Source organism: Nocardia sp. NPDC052001, assembly GCF_040680615.1.
Lineage (GTDB): Bacteria > Actinomycetota > Actinomycetes > Mycobacteriales > Mycobacteriaceae > Nocardia.
In genome coordinates, this window is sequence record NZ_JBFAXC010000001.1 from 1,247,141 (window position 1) to 1,267,042 (window position 19,902).

Annotated in this window: 18 protein-coding genes; 7 read left to right on the forward strand and 11 right to left on the reverse strand. The window is 66.9% G+C overall.

Annotated elements, in window-relative coordinates; translation table 11 throughout:
- Positions 1-32: 32 nt before the first annotated feature.
- Positions 33-2,231, forward strand: coding sequence for a DUF4132 domain-containing protein (locus tag AB0L82_RS05845; protein WP_364631609.1), 2,199 nt, complete (start codon positions 33-35; stop codon positions 2,229-2,231).
- An 18-nt stretch (positions 2,232-2,249) separates the two neighbouring features.
- Here the strand turns inward: AB0L82_RS05845 and AB0L82_RS05850 are convergent, their stop codons facing one another.
- Positions 2,250-3,326: a YihY/virulence factor BrkB family protein gene (locus AB0L82_RS05850; RefSeq protein ID WP_364631612.1), complete on the reverse strand. Its 1,077-nt coding sequence runs from the start codon at positions 3,324-3,326 to the stop codon at positions 2,250-2,252.
- Between the two features lie 122 nt (positions 3,327-3,448).
- Between AB0L82_RS05850 and AB0L82_RS05855 the strand changes: the two genes are divergently transcribed.
- Positions 3,449-5,164: a DEAD/DEAH box helicase gene (locus tag AB0L82_RS05855; RefSeq protein ID WP_364631614.1), complete on the forward strand. Its 1,716-nt coding sequence runs from the start codon at positions 3,449-3,451 to the stop codon at positions 5,162-5,164.
- Positions 5,165-5,185: 21 nt separating this feature from the next.
- Here AB0L82_RS05855 and AB0L82_RS05860 read toward each other — a convergent pair whose 3' ends face one another.
- The 4 genes from AB0L82_RS05860 to AB0L82_RS05875 all read right to left on the reverse strand — a co-directional run bounded on the left by AB0L82_RS05860 (position 5,186) and on the right by AB0L82_RS05875 (position 8,744).
- Positions 5,186-6,901, reverse strand: a complete 1,716-nt coding sequence (locus tag AB0L82_RS05860) for an amidohydrolase family protein (protein WP_364631617.1) — start codon at positions 6,899-6,901, stop codon at positions 5,186-5,188.
- An 83-nt stretch (positions 6,902-6,984) separates the two neighbouring features.
- Entirely contained in the window at positions 6,985-7,290 is a 306-nt protein-coding gene (locus AB0L82_RS05865; RefSeq protein WP_364631620.1) for a DUF1905 domain-containing protein, read from the reverse strand.
- Between the two features lie 96 nt (positions 7,291-7,386).
- Positions 7,387-7,914 (reverse strand): DUF1992 domain-containing protein, encoded by a 528-nt coding sequence (locus AB0L82_RS05870; RefSeq protein WP_364631623.1) that lies wholly within the window; start codon positions 7,912-7,914, stop codon positions 7,387-7,389.
- A gap of 62 nt (positions 7,915-7,976) precedes the next feature.
- Entirely contained in the window at positions 7,977-8,744 is a 768-nt protein-coding gene (locus tag AB0L82_RS05875; protein ID WP_364631624.1) for a helix-turn-helix transcriptional regulator, read from the reverse strand.
- Between the two features lie 55 nt (positions 8,745-8,799).
- Between AB0L82_RS05875 and AB0L82_RS05880 the strand changes: the two genes are divergently transcribed.
- Positions 8,800-9,384, forward strand: coding sequence for a class I SAM-dependent methyltransferase (locus tag AB0L82_RS05880; protein ID WP_364631626.1), 585 nt, complete (start codon positions 8,800-8,802; stop codon positions 9,382-9,384).
- On the opposite strand, the gene AB0L82_RS05885 is transcribed toward AB0L82_RS05880, so the two are convergent.
- The 5 genes from AB0L82_RS05885 to AB0L82_RS05905 all read right to left on the reverse strand — a co-directional run bounded on the left by AB0L82_RS05885 (position 9,363) and on the right by AB0L82_RS05905 (position 15,338).
- Positions 9,363-9,923: a hypothetical protein gene (locus tag AB0L82_RS05885; RefSeq protein ID WP_364631629.1), complete on the reverse strand. Its 561-nt coding sequence runs from the start codon at positions 9,921-9,923 to the stop codon at positions 9,363-9,365. The two genes, AB0L82_RS05880 and AB0L82_RS05885, sit on opposite strands and share 22 nt — an antisense overlap.
- A gap of 1 nt (position 9,924) precedes the next feature.
- Positions 9,925-11,652, reverse strand: a complete 1,728-nt coding sequence (locus AB0L82_RS05890) for a DEAD/DEAH box helicase (protein ID WP_364632808.1) — start codon at positions 11,650-11,652, stop codon at positions 9,925-9,927.
- Positions 11,653-11,878: 226 nt separating this feature from the next.
- Positions 11,879-12,073, reverse strand: a complete 195-nt coding sequence (locus AB0L82_RS05895) for a hypothetical protein (RefSeq protein ID WP_029903635.1) — start codon at positions 12,071-12,073, stop codon at positions 11,879-11,881.
- Between the two features lie 336 nt (positions 12,074-12,409).
- On the reverse strand, positions 12,410-14,215 hold the full coding sequence (locus tag AB0L82_RS05900; protein WP_364631632.1) for an acyl-CoA dehydrogenase: 1,806 nt from the start codon (positions 14,213-14,215) through the stop codon (positions 12,410-12,412).
- Positions 14,216-14,303: 88 nt separating this feature from the next.
- The gene (locus AB0L82_RS05905; RefSeq protein WP_364631635.1) at positions 14,304-15,338 is read right to left on the reverse strand and encodes an AraC family transcriptional regulator ligand-binding domain-containing protein; all 1,035 of its coding nucleotides are present in this window, start codon (positions 15,336-15,338) and stop codon (positions 14,304-14,306) included.
- A 135-nt stretch (positions 15,339-15,473) separates the two neighbouring features.
- Between AB0L82_RS05905 and AB0L82_RS05910 the strand changes: the two genes are divergently transcribed.
- The 4 genes from AB0L82_RS05910 to AB0L82_RS05925 all read left to right on the forward strand — a co-directional run bounded on the left by AB0L82_RS05910 (position 15,474) and on the right by AB0L82_RS05925 (position 18,989).
- Positions 15,474-16,799, forward strand: a complete 1,326-nt coding sequence (locus AB0L82_RS05910) for an aldehyde dehydrogenase family protein (protein WP_364631638.1) — start codon at positions 15,474-15,476, stop codon at positions 16,797-16,799.
- A 100-nt stretch (positions 16,800-16,899) separates the two neighbouring features.
- Positions 16,900-17,268, forward strand: coding sequence for a DUF952 domain-containing protein (locus AB0L82_RS05915; protein WP_364631641.1), 369 nt, complete (start codon positions 16,900-16,902; stop codon positions 17,266-17,268).
- A 43-nt stretch (positions 17,269-17,311) separates the two neighbouring features.
- Positions 17,312-17,794, forward strand: coding sequence for a cation:proton antiporter regulatory subunit (locus tag AB0L82_RS05920; RefSeq protein ID WP_364631644.1), 483 nt, complete (start codon positions 17,312-17,314; stop codon positions 17,792-17,794).
- 4 nt (positions 17,795-17,798) lie between these two features.
- Positions 17,799-18,989: a cation:proton antiporter gene (locus AB0L82_RS05925; protein WP_364631647.1), complete on the forward strand. Its 1,191-nt coding sequence runs from the start codon at positions 17,799-17,801 to the stop codon at positions 18,987-18,989.
- Here AB0L82_RS05925 and AB0L82_RS05930 read toward each other — a convergent pair.
- On the reverse strand, positions 18,885-19,805 hold the full coding sequence (locus AB0L82_RS05930) for a rhomboid-like protein (RefSeq protein WP_364631650.1): 921 nt from the start codon (positions 19,803-19,805) through the stop codon (positions 18,885-18,887). The genes AB0L82_RS05925 and AB0L82_RS05930 overlap by 105 nt on opposite strands.
- Positions 19,806-19,902 lie beyond the last annotated feature (97 nt).

The following is a 19,902-nucleotide window of genomic DNA, read 5'->3' on the forward strand; positions in this document are numbered from 1 at the left end:
CTCCGGAAAGCGTTTGGTACAGGAGGTTTGGCATGGTGGGGGATGTGCTGCCGGAGTTGTTCCGCGATCCGGAGTGGGAGCGGCTGACACGTGAATACGAGGCTGCGGTGGCCGCCGAGCGGGCTCGTGTGGTGCCGCTGGTGCCGGGACTGAGCGCACCTCGATCGCACGATGTGGTCTGGGAGTCGGGGGAGCGCGAGCACTGGTTCGCGGAAGGCGCGAAAATTCGCCTCTGGTATCAATACCGGGAGCGGCTCGACGCCGAGGGCTGGCCCGCGACGATGGCGGCCTACCAGCGCGGTGAATACAACCATGCGCAGTCACAGGCATATCTGTTCGTGAACGGACCCGAGGAATTGGTCCGCCCGCTGCTTGCCGAGTGGCGGCCGGAGTTCGGCCTGTCCGGGGCGCTGCCGTGGATGCGTGCTCTGCTCGCTCGGTTCGGGGTGGATGTGCTGCCCGTCGTACTGTCGGCCGCGAAATCCAGTGCGTACGACTATGGTCCGGTTCTGATGCCGGTGCGCACCGCCGAGATCGCGGTGCTGATGGCCGACTGGCTGGTGCGGTTGAAATCGGCGCGACACATCGCCCGGGAGTGGTTCGCCCGGCACGGGCTCGCGGCCGTGCCTTTGCTCACCCCGGACGCGCTCGGCAAGACCCGCGTGCCTCGGGAAAAGGCAACGGCCGCATTGATTCTCATCGCGGAGAAGTTCGGCGCGGATCAAGTCGTCACGGCGGCGCGGTGTCATGGCGACGAAGCTGCCGCCGGAGTCGCGGCGATCCTGTCCGCCGCATCCGATCGCGGTGCGGACGCGGGGCTGATCGAACGGCCGGCGAAACCCCCGAAGCTGCCCTGGCTTGATCGAAGTCAGTTGCCGCAGGTGGTTTTTCGTGACGGCTCCGCGCTGTCAGCCGAGGCCGTGGAGCGCCTGCTCGGTGGGTTGGCACTCGCGCCCGGGGTGTCGTGGTTCGGTCCAGCGACCGCGTATCCGGGTCTGGTCGAGGCGGTGCGCTGCTGCGATCCCGGCTCGCTGGCCGCATTCGGCTGGCGGATTTTCGAGCTCTGGGCGGCGGCTCGCACCCCGGGCCGCAATGGCTGGGTCATCGACCAGTTCTACTGGCTGGCCGATGCCGAGGTGACACGCCGATTCGGGGCGGCAATCCTGCGCTGGCCGACGGCGAACAGCGATAAGCACGCGGTGAGCGTGTTGCGGGCCATGGGCACCGATACCGCGTTGGAGCAATTGCATCGAATCTCTCAGCGCGCCAAAGCTCCCGGTCTGCGCTCCACGGCCGCCGATTGTCTGGCCGCGGCCGCGAAGCAGCGCGGGCTCAGTACCGAGGAACTCGCCGACAGGCTTGTCCCGGATCTCGGGTTGGATGCGAACGGCACGCTGGTGCTGGACTACGGTCCGCGTGCGTTCACGGTCGGATTCGACGAGAAACTCACGCCCTTCGTGATCGACGCGGCGGGCAAACCTCGCAAGGCACTGCCCAAACCGGCCGCCGCCGATGACGGCGTCCTCGCGCCCGCCGCCTATCAGCGGTTCGCGGAGTTGAAGAAGCTCGTCCGCGGTACCGCATCCGATCAGATCATGCGGCTCGAACGCGCGATGATCTCCGGAAGAGACTGGAGCCCTGCGGATTTCGAGCGTTATCTGGTGGCTCCGCCCCTGCTGCGGCACATCACCCGCCGACTGATCTGGACCACCGGCGAAATCGTCTTCCGTATCGCGGAGGATCTCACGCTGGCCGATGTGGACGATTCGACCGTGACGCTGCCCGAATCCGCCCGGGTCCGTATCGCACATCCGCTCGAACTCGGTGCGGCGGTTAATGATTGGGGTGAGGTGCTCGCCGACTATGAGATCACGCAGCCATTCCGCCAACTCGGCCGCCCGGTCTACGAGCTGACCGAAGCGGAACGCGCCAGCGGTGAAATCACCCGATTCGCGGGGGTTACCGTGCCGGTGGGCGCGATTCTCGGTCTCATCGGCAAGGGGTGGGAGCGCGGGTACACCTGGGACGGCGGGATTCAGCACGATTTCTGTCGGCGGATCGACAAATCCCAGGCCCTGGTGGTCGAGTTGGATCCGGGCATCCTGGCTGCGGGCGCGATGATCTTCGACGAGCAGAAGATCACCGGAATCCGTTTCAATACACCGCCGTTGGAGCTCAATCCGGTGCTGGCGTCCGAACTCCTCGCGGATCTGGCCGGGCTGGTGCCCTGAGCCGGGCGACCGCTGGGATCAGTACCGCATACGCAGGGTCGGCGGGTCCTTCTCCAACGACACCAGTTGGACCGTCGGCGGGTCCGAGGGATCGAAGTCGGGTTCGGCGTCGGCCGGCTTCCGGTGCTTGCGCCGAGCCCACCAGGCTCGGATCTGGGCCGCCCGCGTCTCTCGGGCGGGCCAGAATTCCTGGACACTGGCATTGAATTCCGCGCCGAGGATGACCGCGAAGCCGAGGAAGAAAGTGAAGAGCAGGAAGGCGATGGGGGTGGCCAGCGCACCGTAGGTGACCCCGGTGCGGGTGACCCAGGCCAGATAGCGGCGCAGACCCTCACTGGCGGTCATGAAGAACACGCCCGCCACGAGTGCGCCGCCGAACAGCCGATGCCACGGCAGCGTGCGATGCAGCGCGAGTTTGTAGAGCGTGGTGAGCGCGACGATGAGCAGCAGTCCCGCGCCCGGGTAATAGAAGGTGTCGATCAGTCTGAGCCCGGGCTCTTTCCATCCGCGCGGTAGCACCCGCCCCACCAGCGACGGTCCCAGCGCCACCAGCGGCAGGATCAGTACCGAGGTCACCAGGAACAGCACGTACAGCCACAACGCGAAAATCCGCTGCCAGACCGGATGCCGCGCATTGGCCTGGCCGTGCGCGGCGGTGATGGCGTCCACGAAGGTCGCCATGGCCGAGGATCCGGCCCACAGCGAGAGCACGAAACCCACCGAGACCACCCCGCCGTGACCGCGTTTGAGCACGTCATTGGTGGTGGGTTCGATGAGGTCGTCGACCACGCTGGCGCTGAACAGGTTCCGGCTGAAGGTAATGATCTTGGATTCCACGATGTCCACGGTGTCCGGGCCGAACCAGTGCCCGACATAGCCGAGACTGCCGAGCAGCCCCAGCAGCAGCGGGGCCAGCGATAGCGTCTGCCAGAACGCGGCGGCGGCGGACTTGTTGAAGATGGAATCGTTCCACGCCTTCACCGCGACGTGCACGATGAGCTCGCGGACTCGCCCGAGCCGTGTGGTGACGCGCACGTCTGCCCCGGGCGCGTCGGACGCGTCGGCGTGTTGCGGGGATTTTTCGTGCTCGTTCATCGTGGCTACAGCATCGCTCACCAGCGTTTCAAATGGACGCGGACCCACGATGTGTCGTGCGGCACTACTTGTGACCGTGTTGGATTGGTGCGTTGTCGGTCCACATCGCTAATCTCTTCCAAGTGACTTCGGGTGGTGGCGGTTCATTACGTGCTTGGCAGCGCAGGGCTCTCACCAAGTATCTGACAACCAAGCCTCGCGACTTCCTCGCCGTCGCGACTCCTGGCGCGGGTAAGACGACTTTCGCGCTGCGTGTCGCGGCCGAACTGCTCGCCGATCGAACCATCGATCAGGTGACGGTGGTCGCCCCGACCGAACATCTGAAGCATCAGTGGGCCGGATCCGCGGCGCGGCTCGGGATTCAGCTCGACTCGAACTTCTCCAACTCCACCGGATCGACCTCCTCGGACTATCACGGTGTGGTGGTGACCTACGCGCAGGTGGCCTCGCATCCGTTCAAGCATCGGGTGCGCACCGAGAACCGGCGCACGCTGGTCATCATGGACGAGATCCATCACGCCGGCGACGCCAAGAGCTGGGGTGAGGCGGTCGAGGAAGCCTTCGGGGATGCCACCCGAAGACTCGCGCTGACCGGAACGCCCTTCCGCAGCGATGATTCGAAGATCCCGTTCATCACCTATGAGGCCGATGAATCGGGTTTCGAGAAATCCAAGGCCGATCACACCTACGGCTACTCCGAGGCGCTCGCGGACGGCGTGGTGCGGCCCGTGGTCTTCCTGGCCTACTCCGGTGAGGCGCACTGGCGGGACAGCGCGGGCGATGAGTACTCCGCCCGCCTGGGTGAGCCGCTGAGCGCCGAGCACACCGCCCGCGCCTGGCGCACCGCCCTGGACCCCGCCGGCGACTGGATGTCCAAGGTGCTCACCGCCGCCGACACCCGGCTGCGGCAGTTGCGGGCCACGGGCATGCCCGATGCGGGCGGTCTGGTCATCGCCACCGATCAGGACAAGGCGCGCGATTACGCCGAACTGCTGGAACATATCTCGGGCACCAAACCGACCGTGGTGCTCTCCGACGATCCGGCCTCCTCGGCGCATATCGGAACCTTCAGCGAGAGCACCGATCCGTGGATGGTCGCGGTGCGCATGGTGTCCGAGGGCGTCGACGTACCGCGCCTGGCGGTCGGCGTGTACGCCACCAGCGCCTCCACCCCGCTGTATTTCGCACAGGCCATCGGCCGGTTCGTGCGTGCCCGCAAGACCGGTGAGACCGCGAGCGTATTCCTGCCGTCGGTGCCGGTGCTGCTGGATCTGGCCGCGCAGCTGGAGGTGCAGCGCGATCACGTCATCGGCAAACCGCATCGGGAGAAGAACGAACTCGACGACGAACTGCTGATCGACGCCAATAAGCAGAAGGACGAACCGGGCGAGGAGGAGAAGAAGTTCATCGCCCTGGCCGCGGACGCCGAACTGGATCAGGTCATCTACGACGGTGACTCGTTCGGCACCGCCACCTTCTCCGGCAGTGATGAGGAGGCCGACTACCTCGGCATTCCGGGGCTGCTGGACGCCGATCAGATGCGCGCGCTGTTGCGTGATCGGCAGACGCGTCAGTTGCAGGAGCGCACCGCGGAATCCGCGCGGACGGTCACCCTGCCGACCAATGCCGCCTCCGCCGAACGCGCGGCCACCGCGGATCGACTCGGTGAGCTGCGGCGCGAGCTCAATAGCCTGGTGGCCATGCACAATCACCGGACCGGCAAACCACACGGGGTGATCCACGGTGAGCTACGCCGCGAATGCGGCGGTCCGCCAACGGCATTGGCCACGGCGGAACAGCTCACCGAACGTATCGCGGTACTGCGCCGCACCAGCTGATTCGGCGGAATCCACCGCCGATCAGGCGGTGAGGAAGGTGCCCGCGTGCAGGGTCGTGCCGAATCCCGCTGCGAACGTGCCGTATTCGTACACCACGTGCCCGCCGACCACGGTGGCCGCGACCGCTCGGTCATTGCGATTGACCATGCGCGAGACGCCGCTGCCGGATAGCTCGGCCTCGGCGTAGTCGGCGGTGCCGTCGAAGCCGGTCGGATCGATGACGGCGATATCGGCGCGTGCGCCGACCGCGAGCCGTCCGGCATCGAGGCCGTACCACTCCGCGAGTTCACCGGTGAGCCGGTGCACCGCTTGTTCCAGGGGCATGAAGCCGCGCCGGTGCACGCGTTCGAGCATGCGCAGGCTCGCGTTGTAGAAGGCCATATTGCGCAGGTGCGCACCGGAATCCGCGAAACCGATCTGCACCAGGGGAGAGGTTTGCAGGCGGTCCAGCACCGCATCGCGATCATTGGCGATGGTGGTGCGCCAGCGCAGTGCCGCACCGTGTTCGACGGTCAGATCCAGCAGTGCGTCCGCGGCGGTGATACCGCGCTCGGCGGCAACCGCCGCGAACGACCTGCCTACCACGGTGGCATCGGGGCAGGCCATGATCTCGGCGTCGCCGAGATCGCGATGCCATACCCGGGGGCCGAATTTCTTGGCGAGATCCTTGCGGAAGCGGCGGCGATACCCCTCGTCCTTCAGCAATTCACCGCGCTCGAGTACCTGCCGGATATTCAATGCCGCTGCGCCGGAACCGAATTCCTCGAAGATGACCAGATCGATCCCGTCGGCGTACACCTCGAACGGCACCGGTAGATGCTGCCAGCGCAGATCGGCCCGGCCGAGCCGATTGGCCACCCAGGCCGCGCCGAGCGCGGCATTGACCACGGTGCGATCGGCCTTGATATCGGCGGCGGACAGCAGGGAGGTCTTGAGCGGGCGGCGGCCGAACAACCGTCCGACGCTCTGCGCGAAATAGCGTCCGATCTCCAGCCGCGAGGTGAGGTTCGGTGTGCTCTGATGCACCCGGCCGCGTTGCCGCAGTACGGAATTCAGTCGCGCGTACTCAGCCCACGTCGCGTAGGTCGACGGCAGTTGCCGTGCCGGGAAACGCGTCCCCTCGAGTTTCGAGAACGAACTGCGAATGGTGGAGAGCCCCACGAATCCGGCATCGAGCGCCTCGCCGAGCATTTCCGCCATGCGATCCAGTTCGGCGGCGGTCGGACGCTCATTCGCGTCGACCGCGCGCCCCAGACCCATGACGGCCACTCGGATATCCGAATGTCCCAGGAACGCGGCCACATTCACGCCCAATGGCTGTGCCCCGATGGCCTGCACATAGGACTTGGGATCGGTCCACGTCTTATGTTCCTTGACCGCGTCGTTGACCACATCCCACGGCAGGGCCTCGACCCGGGCGAACATATCCGCGCAGTCCTGTGCGTCCGCGTAAACGGTTGACAGCGAACAATTCCCGAAGATCACCGAGGTGACCCCGTGCCGAGCCGATTCCCCCAGCCCCGGCCCGGTGAGCACCTCCGCGTCGTAATGCGTATGCACGTCGATCATTCCGGGAATGACCCACTTGCCGGTGGCGTCGATCGTCCGATTCCCCTCCGGCAGACCGGATTCGATGGCCACGACCCGCCCGTCGCGCACCCCCACGTCCGCGACGATCCGCTGCCCGCCGCCGTCGAATATCGTTCCGCCCCGGATAACGACGTCGTAGTCGCCCATCACGCACTCCAAACTCACAGGTATTTCATGCTAACCCGCGCAAACGCCCGCGATCCTTGCAGATTCGGCCACCCTCGAGCCGATCAGGACCCGACCACTTCCAACTCCACCCGAAACGAATCCCCGGTATCGAGCCCCTCGGCCGTCCGCACCGGCTTCTTCATCGGCAACATATACGTCCCCCGCTTCCGATCCGGAAATATCGAGGTGGCCCAAGTGCTCCCCCCAACCGTCACCCGCACCCGCACCGACCCGAACCCACCCGCGAGATGCCCATGCATCTCCTCGATCTCATCCGCCACATCCTCCGGCAAACTCGTGAAATACCACGCCGCAGGCCCCTCCCACACCCACAACTCACTGGTAAACGAGTAACGCGAAGCAGCCATCCCCAGACCGTAACCCAGCGGTCCGACAGCAATCGGGGCGCGCGATGTCCGCGCCGTTGCGGCCGCACTCGTGCGCTGCCCGGTGGATCCGTGCGCTCACGGGGTTTGCGCGAGATACCGCCGGGTCCACCGGCCGCGCAAGCGCTGCCACCAGGATCGTTTCGCGGGTGCTTCGGCCGATTCGGTGGATGTCACTGTCGCGCCAGGCGCACCGGCCGACTGCTCGGCTTCCCGCGCAGCCCGCCAGCGCTCCACCACATCGTCCGCGCGCACCGGCCCGATCGGGATGTCCGGGCCGCCGGGGGAGCGGAGCCAGCGGACTATGCGTTCGTTGAGTTCGGTGACAGCTTCGCGGACGGCGCGCTCAGAGGTCATCGGCCGCACGGTGTGGTCGATGCGTTCGCGGTCGCGGCGCAGGACTATGTGTTCGGGCAGGAGGGCGTCGGTGCCGATGCCCTCGCGTTGCAGCAGGTTCCGGACCCACCAGTTCTCATCGTCCATACCCGGCGGGATGGGTTGGCCCGCCCCGGGCAGCCTGTCGAATTCGCCCCGTTCGGTGGCCTCACGAATCTGTTTGTCTATCCACGATTCGAAGGTGAGATCGGGCGGCTTACGCTCGGTCACCCCTCCAGGGTACCGATGGGCTGCCGGGTGGTTGTCCGTTGTCGCCTGTGTGCGATTCGCGGTCAGCGGGCGAAATAGCGGGCGGGGGAGGTGCCGACTTCGCGGTGGAAGGCGGCGGTGTAGGCGCTGGGGGTGGCGTAGCCGACTCGGGTGGCGATGCGGGCGATCGGCATTTTGGCGGCGAGTAATGGGAGGGAGGCTGCGAGGCGGATTTGGGTTCGCCACTGGCCGAAGGTGATTCCGGTTTCGGTGAGGAAGGCGCGGGCCAGGGTGCGCGGGCTGACGGCGACCGCGGCGGCGAATTCGGGGAGGGTGCGCGGGTCGGCGGGGTCGGCTTGCAGCGCGGCCGCGACCCGCTGGGCGCGGACATCGACGGGGTGGCGCGCGCCGATCGGGATGACCTCGGCGGGGTCGAGCAGATCGAAGATCACCGATTCGGCTCGCTCGCGTTGCTGCGGGGTGGTCGCGTCCGCGGTGAGGTGTTGGAAGAGTTCGTGCAGTAGTGATGACACCCGCAGCATGGTCGGCGCGGGGAAATCCACGGGCGTGCGGCTCGGATCCAGATAGATGCCGCTCATGATCGCGCCGTCGTAGGTGCCGGTGCGGTGGCGTATGCCACCCGGAATCCAGAGTGCGCGGGTGGGTGGCAGGACCCAGTGGCCGCCGTCCACCTCGACGGTGATGACTCCCCTTGTGGCCCAGGCGATCTGATGTTGCGGATGTTCGTGCTCGTCGAACCAGAGCCCGGGTGGCAGGGTTCCGGCGCCGAACACCATGGCGGTCGGCCCGGCGGGTGCGGGGAAGACCAGGGGTTGGCCGTTTGGCGACACAATCTGTCACCGTAGCCGCTTCTGGTCGGGGTGCGGGCTGCCTACCGTGAGGCGCATGGGAATGAATGTCCTGCACCAGCTGTGCTGCCGCTCCTCGATGTGGGAGAAGACCAGTGCCACCCGAATCGTGCCGTGGGCGCTGGATCGCCTCGATCTCGGTGACAATGCCCTGGAGGTGGGGCCGGGCTACGGGCCGAATGTGCGCACCCTGCGTGAGCGCACCGCCGGGCTGAGCGGTTTGGAAATCGATCCGGCGCTGGTCACTCGGCTGCGCGCGCAGCACTCCGAGCGCATGCGGGTCGTCGAGGGCGATGGCACCGCTATGCCATTGCCGGACAGGGAATTCAGCTCGGTGGTCTGCTTCACCATGCTGCATCACGTCCCGTCCCCGGCGCAGCAGGACGCGCTGTTCGCCGAGGCGTTCCGGGTGCTGCGCCCGGACGGCGTCTTCGCCGGTAGCGACGGCTTGGACCGCCCCGTGTTCCGGCTCATCCACCTGGGCGACACCTGCGTCCCGGTGCCACCCGACACCCTCGCCGACCGCCTGACGCGCATCGGCTTCACCGATATCGATATCGAACCCGGCGCGTCCATGTTCCGCTTCCGCGCCCGTCGCCCCTACGCGGGCACCTCGAAATAGGCCGCCGGATCCAGCGCGGAGAGCGGCGTCCACCGCACGGCATGGGTTTCCCCGCCGTGTGCGGCCGGTACGCTCCCGCCGCTCCGGAATCCCTGCAGATCCAGTGCCAGCCAGGGTGTTTCGTCGACCTGCCGGGCCAGCGCGTAGCAGGTGGCCAGATAGTGCAGGCAGCGTTCGGTGCGCGTCCGGCAGGAGCAGTCGATGCGCGCGAATTCCGGTGCGACGCCGATCCCGCGCTCGGCCAGCGCGATTCGATGCTCATCGGTCAGGGTGAGCGCGTCCGCCGGAATCACCTCCGCGATGGCGGCGATGGTCGCTGCGGCGAGCGGCACCAGCTCCAGATAGGTGACGGACGCCTCGGATCCGCGATGGATCGTCGCCCGCACCATGGTGTTCTCGATCTCGGTGTGCACCAGGCCGTTACCCGCGATACTGCGGGCGCGCGGCAGCATCGGCTCCGGCTTGCTCATTTTCAGCGGCTGTGCCAGCCGGACCCAGTCCATACCCCAGCCGGTGTATCCGAAGTCATTGTCGGCCATATCAGTTGGCTCGCTTTCGACGCAGCAGTTCGAATAGTCGGTCGTCGTCGAGGCGCGCGAGCGCGGCGATCCCGGCCGTATCGGTGAGATCGGTGAGCGCCGACTTGCGATCGTGCATGCCCGCGATGTGCTCCTCGATGGTGGTGCCCGAGGTCAGCGTGGTGACGGTGACCGTGCGCGTCTGCCCGATCCGATGCGCGCGATCCGAGGCCTGCGCCTCCACCGCCGGATTCCACCAGCGATCGAAGTGAATGACATCGGCCGCCCGGGTCAGCGTGAGCCCGGTGCCCGCCGCCCGCAGGCTCAGCACCAATACCGGTGGCCCGTCCGGGGATTGGAAATTCGCCACGATCTCCCCGCGCTGCGCCTGGTTGAGCCCGCCGTGGAAGAACGGCGCGGTCACGCCCAGCTCCTCGGCGCAGTGCCGCACCAGCAGCTCCCCGGTGCGCCGATACTGGGTGAACACCAGCGTCGGCGCGTCATTGGCCACATTGGCGGCGAGGATATCGGCGCACACGTCGAATTTGCCCGAGCGCCCGGCCAATTCGTCCAGATCCCCATTGATCAGCCCGGGGTGATTGCACACCTGTTTGAGCTCGGTGAGCACCGACAGCAGCCGGGTGTGCCGCTGCCCGCCCGATCCGAACCCCTCGGTCTCGGCCCGATCGAGCAGCTGGTCGTAGAGCCGCTCCTGTTCCCGGGTGAGATCGCAAACCAGATCGGTGTGGATCTTGGGCGGCAGCGATCCGGCCACCTCGGCCTTGCGCCGCGCCAGCGCCACCGGTTCGATGGCATCGCGCAGTCGCAGCACCGCCGGCGCCGACCCCTCGGAGATGGGCCGCACGAACCGTCGCCGGAATTGCGCCTTGTGCGTGAACTCGTGCGGGACAACCAGGTTCAGCAGCGCCCACAGCTCGTCGAGATTGTTCTCCACGGGCGTACCGGTCAGCGCCACCCGCGCCTCGGCTTTGATACCCCGCGCCGCCTTGGACACCTGGGTCCGCGGATTCTTGAGCACCTGCGCCTCATCGAATACGACGCTGGTCCACTGTTTCTCGTCGAGCGCCCGCCCGTGCCCGCGCAGCGTCGGATATCCGGTCACCACCACCGTCCCCGGCGCGGCCTCCGGTGGTTCCCCGCCCCGCCAGCCGACGGCCGCCAGCCCGGGCGCGAATCGCTCGATCTCGTGCACCCAGTTGCCGACCAGCGAGGTGGGGCACACCACCAGTTGCGGTCCGGCCGCCATCCGCCCCAGCAGGAATCCGATGGCCTGCACGGTCTTGCCCAGACCCATCTCATCGGCGAGCACCCCCCCGCCGTGCGCGGCAACGGTCTCGTGCAACCAGGTGATGCCGCGCGCCTGGTACGGCCGCAGTTCGGCCTTCAACCCGCTGCGCAGTTCAGTGCCGAGCGCGACGGTGTCCAGCAGTGCCCGCACCGCGCGGTCCGCCGTGACGATGGCGTTCCCGCCCGCATTGGGCACCGCGTGCGCGGCGACGGGCAGTGCGGGCTCTGCACCGCTCAGTACATCGCGCCAGGCCCGCACCGAGGAACCGGGCGTGGCGAGGTCGAGTCCCGGGAACCGCTCGGGCTCAACCATCAGACAGGGCAGCTCGCGCACCGCGAAGCCGCCGTCCTCGGGGACGGCGAGGGTGACGGTATCGGGCTCACCCTCGATCTCGGGCGTGGCGCCGGGCGCGGACGCGCTCCAACTCCACAGGGCGAACATATGCCGATCGGGCAGGTAGGTGGCGTGCACGGTGGACAGAACGCGCTCCTGACGACGTGGATCCCGGACTGAGACAGCAAATTTCATTTTTCGCAAGTCCGGGTCCGGAAACTGGACAACGGGCGACCCGTTGGGGCCGCCCGTTGTTGGGGGTAATTCTGTTGGGAAGATTCAATTTTCGAGCGGACCCCTCGGCTGGTGAACCAGGACCGAGGACGAGGAGCTGTTACAGCGCCGGTGCCGACTCCGTGTCGATCACGGCTTCGAGTTCACGGAGACGATCCATGTGCTCGTTGGCGTGATGCTGGCAGAAGAGCAACTCGCCACCGGCAGGAAGGACTGCACGTACACGCGCAGCCGCCCCGCAGCGGTCACAACGATCGACCGCGGTCAGTGGGGTGCTTGTCAGGGTTCCTGGCATGACTCCTCCGTCCTGGCTCCGGGTGCTCGCACATCCCATCGCCTGGTGTGGGGCTCGCGATCCACTTCGCGAGCTCGCTACCGCTACTTCCCAGCAGTGGTTGATGACTACTCTGTCAGACGTTCGGGGCGCGGTCTTTGTTCCCGTGGAGTTTCCCGTGTGTTTTGCCTAACACGACCTGCGATTTCGCTGAAAGCGAACAGGCCCGGTTATCCCCTGCGGAGCCGTGGAAAACGCCCCTCCGTACACGCTGATCGAGTTGTCTATCGGGAGACTACCCGGGGGCACCGACACTCACACTCCGATTCGATAACCCTCCGAACACACTTAGCAAGCTCACAGCCATGAAGGGTCGAGTGCGAGGGTGGTCCGGTCGCGCGAATCGAGCAGATCGAACATCGCAGTGGTGCGCGGCAATTCCCATCGGAAGAAGTATCCGGCGGCGGTGCGCTTGCCGAGACCGAAGGCTTCGCCGCGGGCCGCGCGTGGCGCGGCGGCCAGCGCCTGTTCGAGCCAGACCCAGGCCAGCGTCACATGCCCGAACGCCTCGAGGTAGACGGCGGAGTTGGCCAGCGCGGTCTCGGCGTCGCCGTCGCGCCACAGACCCGCCGTCGTGGCGGCGAGTCGCCCGGCGGCGGCCTCCAGGGCATCGGCGAAGCCGGTCAGCTCCTCGTCATCGGTGGCGCGCGCCGCCGTGACGGTGGCGGCCATGCGGGTGAGCAGGGCGGTCAGCGCCGCACCGTTGTCGAGGGTGACCTGGCGGCCGAGCAGATCCATGCTCTGGATGCCGTGCGTGCCTTCGTGGATGGGGTTGAGGCGATTGTCGCGGTAATGCTGTTCCACGTCGTAGTCGCGGGTGTAGCCCGCGCCGCCGTGCACCTGGATGGCCAGATCGTTGGCGGTCAGGCACCACTGGCTCGGCCAGCTCTTGGCGATGGGGGTGAGAATGCGCAGCAGTGTCCCGGCGGCGGTGCGCTCGGCCTCGGTCTCGGCGGTGTGCTGTTCGTCGACCAGCTTGCCGCAGTAGAGGGCAAGGGCCAGTGCGCCTTCCACGTAGGACTTCTGCGCCAGCAGCATGCGGCGCACATCCGGATGGTCGACGATCGGCACCTGCGGGCCGCCCTTCGCACCCAGGCGACGCCCCTGCGGGCGATTGCGGGCGTAGTCGAGAGATTTGAGATAACCGGTGTAACCCAGTGCGGTGGCGGCCAGGCCGACGCTGATGCGGGCCTCGTTCATCATCGTGAACATCTGTGCCAGACCGTGATTGGGCTGACCCACCAGATAGCCGATCGCACCCGGCTGCCCGCCCGGGGTGAAATTGCCGTCACCGAACACCGGGGCGGTATTGACCGTGCCGCGCCAGCCCATCTTGTGATTGATGCCCGCCAGCACCACGTCATTGCGAACGGTCGGCCGATCCTGTTCGTCCGCAAGGAATTTGGGCACGATGAACAGCGAGATGCCGCGGGTACCCTCGGGCGCGCCGGGAATGCGGGCCAGCACCAGATGCACGATATTCTCCGAAAGCTCGTGGTCCCCACCGGAAATCCACATCTTGCGGCCGAAGATCCGATACGAGCCGTCGTCCTGCGGGATGGCGCGGGTGGTGATGTCGGCCAGGCTGGATCCGGCGTGCGGCTCCGACAGCGCCATGGTGCCGAGATTGCGGCCGTCCAGCATGGGCCGCACGAATCGGTCGATCTGTTCCGGACTACCGTGTGTGGCAAGCAGATTCGCGTTTCCGGTGGTGAGCATCGGATAGGCGGCGGTGCCCGCGTTGGCGGCGTGGAACCAGGCCATGCACGCGGTGTAGACCACATGCGGCAGCTGCATGCCGCCGATCTCGTAATCCATTGCCGCGCCGATCATTCCGGCATCGGCGAAGGCTTTCACGGCCTGGCCGACGGCGGGGATGATGTGCACCTTGTCGCCGTCGAACTCCGGCTCGTGCAGATCGCTCTCGCGATTGTGCGGGGCGAAGTAGGTGCCCGCCAGGTCCTGGCACAGCCGCAGCACCTGATCGAAGGTGTCGCGGGAGTGATCGGCGAAGCGTTCGCGCCCGGTGAGGGACTCCACATCCAGCCAGTCGTAGAGCAGGAACTCGATATCGCGGGCGGACATGATCACGGACGGGTTCATGATTCCTCGAACGGTCGGGTACGGATGGTCACGTACCCGACGGTCTACCAGATCGAGGTGATCCCGCCCACGACCCGGCGGGCCGAACTCAGGAGCGCACCGAGGTGCGGCCGCGGTGCAGCCGGCCGAAATGTCCGGGTGACTGGCCCTTCCAGGTGCGGAAGGCCGAGGCGAACGCCGATACGCTGGAATAGCCCAATCGTTCGGCGGCCTGTTCGACGGTGAGCCCGGCGATGAGCAGTTCCTCGGCGAGCAGGCCGACCGTCTCGGTGCTCAGCTCGCGGAAGGTGGTGCCCTCCTCGGACAGGCGCCGGCGCAGCGTGCGCACACTGACATCGAGATCCGAGGCGATGCGCGCCTGATCGGCGGAGCCCCCGTGCCGGATGAGCAGCTGGCGCACCCGGCCGCTGAGCCCGGTGCGACTGTGCCTGCTCTCCATCAGATCGGCGCACTGCTGTTCGTAGAAGCGGGCGGTGGACATATTCGCCTGCGGCAGTGGGGTTTGCAGGGTGGTGGTCTGAAAGCTGATGCGAGACTGGGACATCGAGAAAGCCACCTCCTCGACGCCGAAGACCGCGCCGAACATCTCGTAGATGGGATGGGCCGCGACATCCAATTCCACCCGGACGGCGGGGAGTCGCATGGGGAGCAGATCCTGCTGAATGGTGGCGATGGCGGCGAGGTCCCGCTCCAGGCAGAAGCGGCGGATGTCCTTGGGTAGTGCGCTGTCATCGCGGACCACCCGCACTTCGGCGCCATTGTCCTCGATGTAGTGGTGCGCGGCGGTGAAGGACAGATCGGCGTAGCGCAGTGCGATATCCATGGCCCCGCGTAGATTCGCGGCGCTCATGAGCGCGAAGCCGAGCACCCCCATGGAGGGCGGATGGCAGAGCAGACCGGCCAGCAGACCCAGGCCGGGCTCGTCCTCGATACCGGTGACCACATTGCGCAGGATCGAGAATTCCTGTGCCAGCGTGATTTCGGTGGAGGGGTCACGCAGATCCGTTTCCCTGATACCGGATTCGTGTAATACCGACCGGATGGTAAGTCCGCGACCCAGGGCGAAGTCGGCCAGCAGGGCGGTGCTGGTGATGGACCGCAGTTGCGCCAACTCTTCCGTCACTCAGGCATACTCGCAAACTTTCGGCGTCCCCGGGCCGTTACCGGCCGGTAAGTTGCCTGGGTGCGGCCTATATTCGTCGATTCCTGGCCCATTGCCAGCTGGTCGCTCGAAAACCTCACCCATACGGTGAGATTCATGCGCACTGCGCTTTCCGCATATTCAGAGGTGCCGTCTGCCGGAAAGGTCGGCCCGCCGATGCTCATCGTGATCGCCCCTGCCGACGGCAGAGTGATCGACACCGTTCCCGCCCACACCCCCGACCAGGTCCGCGATACCGTCGAGCGGTTGCGCGACAACAGCGTGCTGTGGCGCTCGCTAGGCGTGGTCGGCCGCATCCACTGGCTGTACCGGTTCCGGAACTGGTTGCAGGAGAACCGATCCGGGCTGGTCTCGCTATTGAGCCTGGAGACCGGCAAACCCGAGACCGAGACCGAGGCCGAGTTGGCGCTCACCATCGAGGCCCTGGACCACTACCGCACCAATGCCGCCGATTTCCTCGGCGGCAAATTACCGCAGGCAGCCATGCGCCCCGGCGCGGCCATGCAATTGGCGGTCGCCCACCACGCGTGTTCGGTGGTCGGGGTGATCGGCCCGTGGACATATCCCTTGGCGCTGGCCATGTTCGACGCCCTGCCCGCGTTGGTCGCCGGGGCGGCGGTCGTTGTCAAACCCTCTTCACAGACTCCGCTCACCATGCGGGCGGTCGCGGCGGGCTGGGCGAGTATCGGCGCCCCAGCGGTTTTCGATGTCGTCGCCGGACATGAGGCCGGACCCGCGGTGCTCGACCGGGTGGATTACATCCGATTCACCGGCAGCGCCGAAACCGGAAAGGTGGTGGCGCTGCGTGCCGCTGCCCGATTGATCCCGTGCTGTCTGGATCTGGGCGGCAAATCGACGGCGGTGGTGCTCGCCGACGCCGATCTGGACAAGGCGGCCGCGAGTATCGCGCTCGGCGGGTTGGCAAATAACGGGCAAAATCCCAACGCCATCGAGCGCGTCTATGTCGAAAGTGCGGTCTACGACGCCTTTCTCGCCAAACTCGTGGATGAGACCGCCGCGTTCGGACCGATGCTCGACGATGACACCGCCGTCGGGGTGATGACCTCGGCCAAACATATCGACCTGGTCCGCGAACAGGTGCGCGACGCACTCCTCAAGGGCGCGACGCTGCATTGCGGCGGCACCGCCATCGGGCACAGCTTCGAACCGACCGTGCTCGGCGATGTCGATCCGACCATGGCGGTGCTGACCCAGCAGACGCTCGGTCCGGTACTGCCGGTGGTGCGGGTCGCCGAAGCGGGTGAGGCCTTCGAACTCGCGCTGCGCCCGCCCGGAGCGCCCTGTGTCAGCGTCTGGACCTCGGACGCGGCGGTCGGCGCTCGCGCGGTGGGCAGGTTCGCGCCCACCCCCGTCGGCGTCAATGACGTATCGGTGCACGTGGCCCGGCCCGCGCCTTACTGATTCCGGGTCCGCGCGCCATACGGTTCCCACCCGCACCGCCCTGTCCCCGGTGGGCGCGGGTGGGAACGAACGCCGTGTACGAGCGACTAGGTTGATTTCCGTGGGAGATCAGACGACACCGAAGACGCTGCTGCACATCTGCGCCCGTGCCGAATGGGAGGCGGCCGCCGCGGCGGGTGAGTACCGCGCGCCCTCACTCGCCGAGGTCGGATTCATTCATCTGTCCGAGCCGTATCAGGTGCACCTGCCGGCCAATCGGCTCTTCGCCGGGCGCACCGATATGGTGCTGTTGCGCCTGGATCCCGAACGCCTCGGCGCGCCCGTCAAGTGGGAACCCGGTGTGCCGACCGATCCGGAATCCATGCGCTTCCCGCATCTGTACGGTCCGCTGCCGCTCGCCGCGGTCGTGGAAATCACCTCCTACCAGCCGGAACCGGATGGTCAGTACGCGCCGCTCGCCGCGAGCTGAGCTGGTCCACCGGTTGGCGGCCACCCTGTCCTAATCTGGACGGGTGAACGTCGATGTGACAGCGCTGCCCGGTATCGGTGTGCGGAAGGATTTCGAGGTGCGCTCTGGGCGCCGGATCGGGGTGGTGGCGCATCGAGACGGCGCCATCGACCTGATCGTCTCCCAGCGCGACGATCCGGATGCCTGCCTCGCGCAGGTGCCGCTCACCACCGACGAGGCCGCCGTGCTGGCCAATCTGCTCGGCGCGCCGCAGCTGGTGGAAAAACTCAAGGAAGACCATCGCGATCTGCCCGGGATCACCACCCGGCAGCTGCCCATCGGCAGCAATTCGCCCTATCGCACCCGCATGCTCGGCGAGACCGGTATGCGCACCCGCACCAAGGCCTCGATCGTGGCGGTCATGCGCGCCGGGCAGTTACACCCCTCGCCCGGACCGGATTTCGTACTCGACGCCGGCGATCTGCTGGTCGTGGTCGGCACACCGCACGGGTTGGACGCGGCCGCGCGCATCCTGGCCGACGGCTGAGCCGGTGGATTCCGCCGCCCTAGCTCTGATCGAACTCGGCGCGATCTTGTTCGCGCTCGGCATGCTGGGGCGGTTCGCCGCCCGGTTCGGCATGTCACCGATTCCGCTCTATCTGCTGGGTGGCCTCGCCTTCGGTGAGGGCGGGGTGGTGCAAATGCGCGCCGCCACCGAATTCAGTCACCTGGCCGGTGAGATCGGGGTGGTGCTGCTGCTCCTGCTGCTCGGATTGGAATACACCGCAGCCGAATTGGTGACCGGGCTGCGGCTCGGCTGGCTCGCCGGCCTCCTCGATATCGTCGCCAACGCGACCCCGGGCGCACTGGTGGCGCTGTTCCTGGGCTGGGGTCCGGTCGGCGCGGTGACCATGGCCGGTGTCACCTATATCTCGTCCTCCGGCATCGTCGCCAAGGTGCTCAACGACCTGGGCCGCCTCGGTAACCGCGAGACGCCGGTGATCCTGTCCATCCTGGTGTTCGAGGATCTGGCCATGGCGGTGTACCTGCCGATCCTGACCATGGTGCTGGTGGGGGTGAGCTTCTGGAACGGGCTGACCTCATTGGGCATCGCACTGCTGGCGATCACCGTGGTGCTGGTGGTGGCGCTGCGCTACGGCCGCTATGTCTCGGCCGTGGTGGACAGCAATGACAATGAGATCTTCCTGCTCAAACTGCTGGGCGCGGCGCTGCTGGTGGCGGGCGTGGCCTCGGAATTGAATGTCTCCGCGGCGGTGGGCGCGTTCCTGCTGGGCATCGCCATCTCCGGATCCACCGCGCAGGAAGCGGCCAAACTGCTGGAACCGCTGCGAGATCTGTTCGCGGCCATATTCTTCGTGGCCTTCGGACTCAGTACCGATCCCACGGCCATACCGCCGGTGCTGGGCTGGGCCATCGCGCTGGCGGTGATCACCTCGCTGACCAAGATCGGCACCGGCTGGTGGGCGGCACGGCGGCAGGGAATTCGGCGGATGGGCCGGGCGCGCGCGGGCGCGGCGCTGGTGGCGCGCGGCGAGTTCTCGATTGTCATTGCCGGACTTGCGGTTTCCAAGGGCGGCGTGGATCATCGGCTGGCCGCGCTGGCCTCGGCCTATGTACTACTGATGGCGATTCTGGGGCCGATCGCGGCCCGAGTGGTCGAGCCGGTCGTCGGGTTCTTCCAGCGGAACCGCAGCGGGCTCGATCCCGTCGTCGGAGTCTGAGGGCGCGGGATCCGAAGGCGCGGCGGCTCTTTCGGCCGTCGGGCCGGAGCGGGCCGCCGATTCGCGCCAGGCCAGCAGGCGGCGGGACGAGACCACCGCGAGCCCGCCGATCACGAAACCGATGATGAGCGCGAAGAAATGGCCGTAATCGGTGAAGGTGTGACCGTGCCAGACGCCGTAGCCGTACCAGATCAGCAGTCCCGCAGCCCAGATCAGTCGTGACGGGCCCTTCAAGCGATACGCCATCACCGCCAGCATGGCCGAAATCCCGTAGCTCGGGCCCACATCCGACGCCACCGTCACCCGGATCGGGATCAGGTTCTGGTCCACCCGGTGCGAAATGCCCAGCACGGTAATGACTGTCGCGCCGACATGGCCGATGCCGACCACCAGAATCCAGCGCAGTGAACCCAGCCAGCGTTCGGCCAGGGCCATCACGGTCAGCAGGATGAGGATATCGCCCCATGGGAAACCGCCGTCGGTCCAGAAGGCGGAGGCCAGCAGCACCTGAATCGGATCACGCTGCATATTGCGCAGATTCGTCGACGCCGACAGGATCAGGCGGCGGCCGACCATATCGCTGGCCCCGCGCAGCGTCCACCAGGTGACGAACAGGGTGAAGGCGTAGGCGATGGAGGCCGGGGCCACCGCCAGCAAACGCTGATACGCGCTCGCGGCCCGGCGGAACCGGTGCGGGTGACCCCACCAGGCGCCGACTCTCCGGAGCTCGTCGACCGGGTCCACCGAATCGAGCCACGGTGGCCGATACGTGCCGAAAGTCATGTGCAGGTGTCCGTTCTCGCGTGCGCTGTGCATCGACTATCGCTTGCGTTGTACATCGTCACCGTTCGAACCGACGGCCCGCGAGGGCGTCGGTGCCATGGTATCCCGAGGTGAAGAGTGCCCAATCGTG

Coding starts and splice junctions, on each gene's coding strand:
- AB0L82_RS05880 (WP_364631626.1), top strand. CDS start 8,800: ATGGGAATGAATGTCCTGCACCAGCTGTGCTGCCGCTCCTCGATGTGG.
- AB0L82_RS05890 (WP_364632808.1), bottom strand. CDS start 11,652: ATGTTCGCCCTGTGGAGTTGGAGCGCGTCCGCGCCCGGCGCCACGCCC.
- AB0L82_RS05930 (WP_364631650.1), bottom strand. CDS start 19,805: ATGCACAGCGCACGCGAGAACGGACACCTGCACATGACTTTCGGCACG.
- AB0L82_RS05865 (WP_364631620.1), bottom strand. CDS start 7,290: ATGGCTGCTTCGCGTTACTCGTTTACCAGTGAGTTGTGGGTGTGGGAG.
- AB0L82_RS05860 (WP_364631617.1), bottom strand. CDS start 6,901: ATGGGCGACTACGACGTCGTTATCCGGGGCGGAACGATATTCGACGGC.
- AB0L82_RS05900 (WP_364631632.1), bottom strand. CDS start 14,215: ATGAACCCGTCCGTGATCATGTCCGCCCGCGATATCGAGTTCCTGCTC.
- AB0L82_RS05885 (WP_364631629.1), bottom strand. CDS start 9,923: ATGGCCGACAATGACTTCGGATACACCGGCTGGGGTATGGACTGGGTC.
- AB0L82_RS05895 (WP_029903635.1), bottom strand. CDS start 12,073: ATGCCAGGAACCCTGACAAGCACCCCACTGACCGCGGTCGATCGTTGT.
- AB0L82_RS05845 (WP_364631609.1), top strand. CDS start 33: ATGGTGGGGGATGTGCTGCCGGAGTTGTTCCGCGATCCGGAGTGGGAG.
- AB0L82_RS05850 (WP_364631612.1), bottom strand. CDS start 3,326: ATGAACGAGCACGAAAAATCCCCGCAACACGCCGACGCGTCCGACGCG.
- AB0L82_RS05910 (WP_364631638.1), top strand. CDS start 15,474: ATGCGCACTGCGCTTTCCGCATATTCAGAGGTGCCGTCTGCCGGAAAG.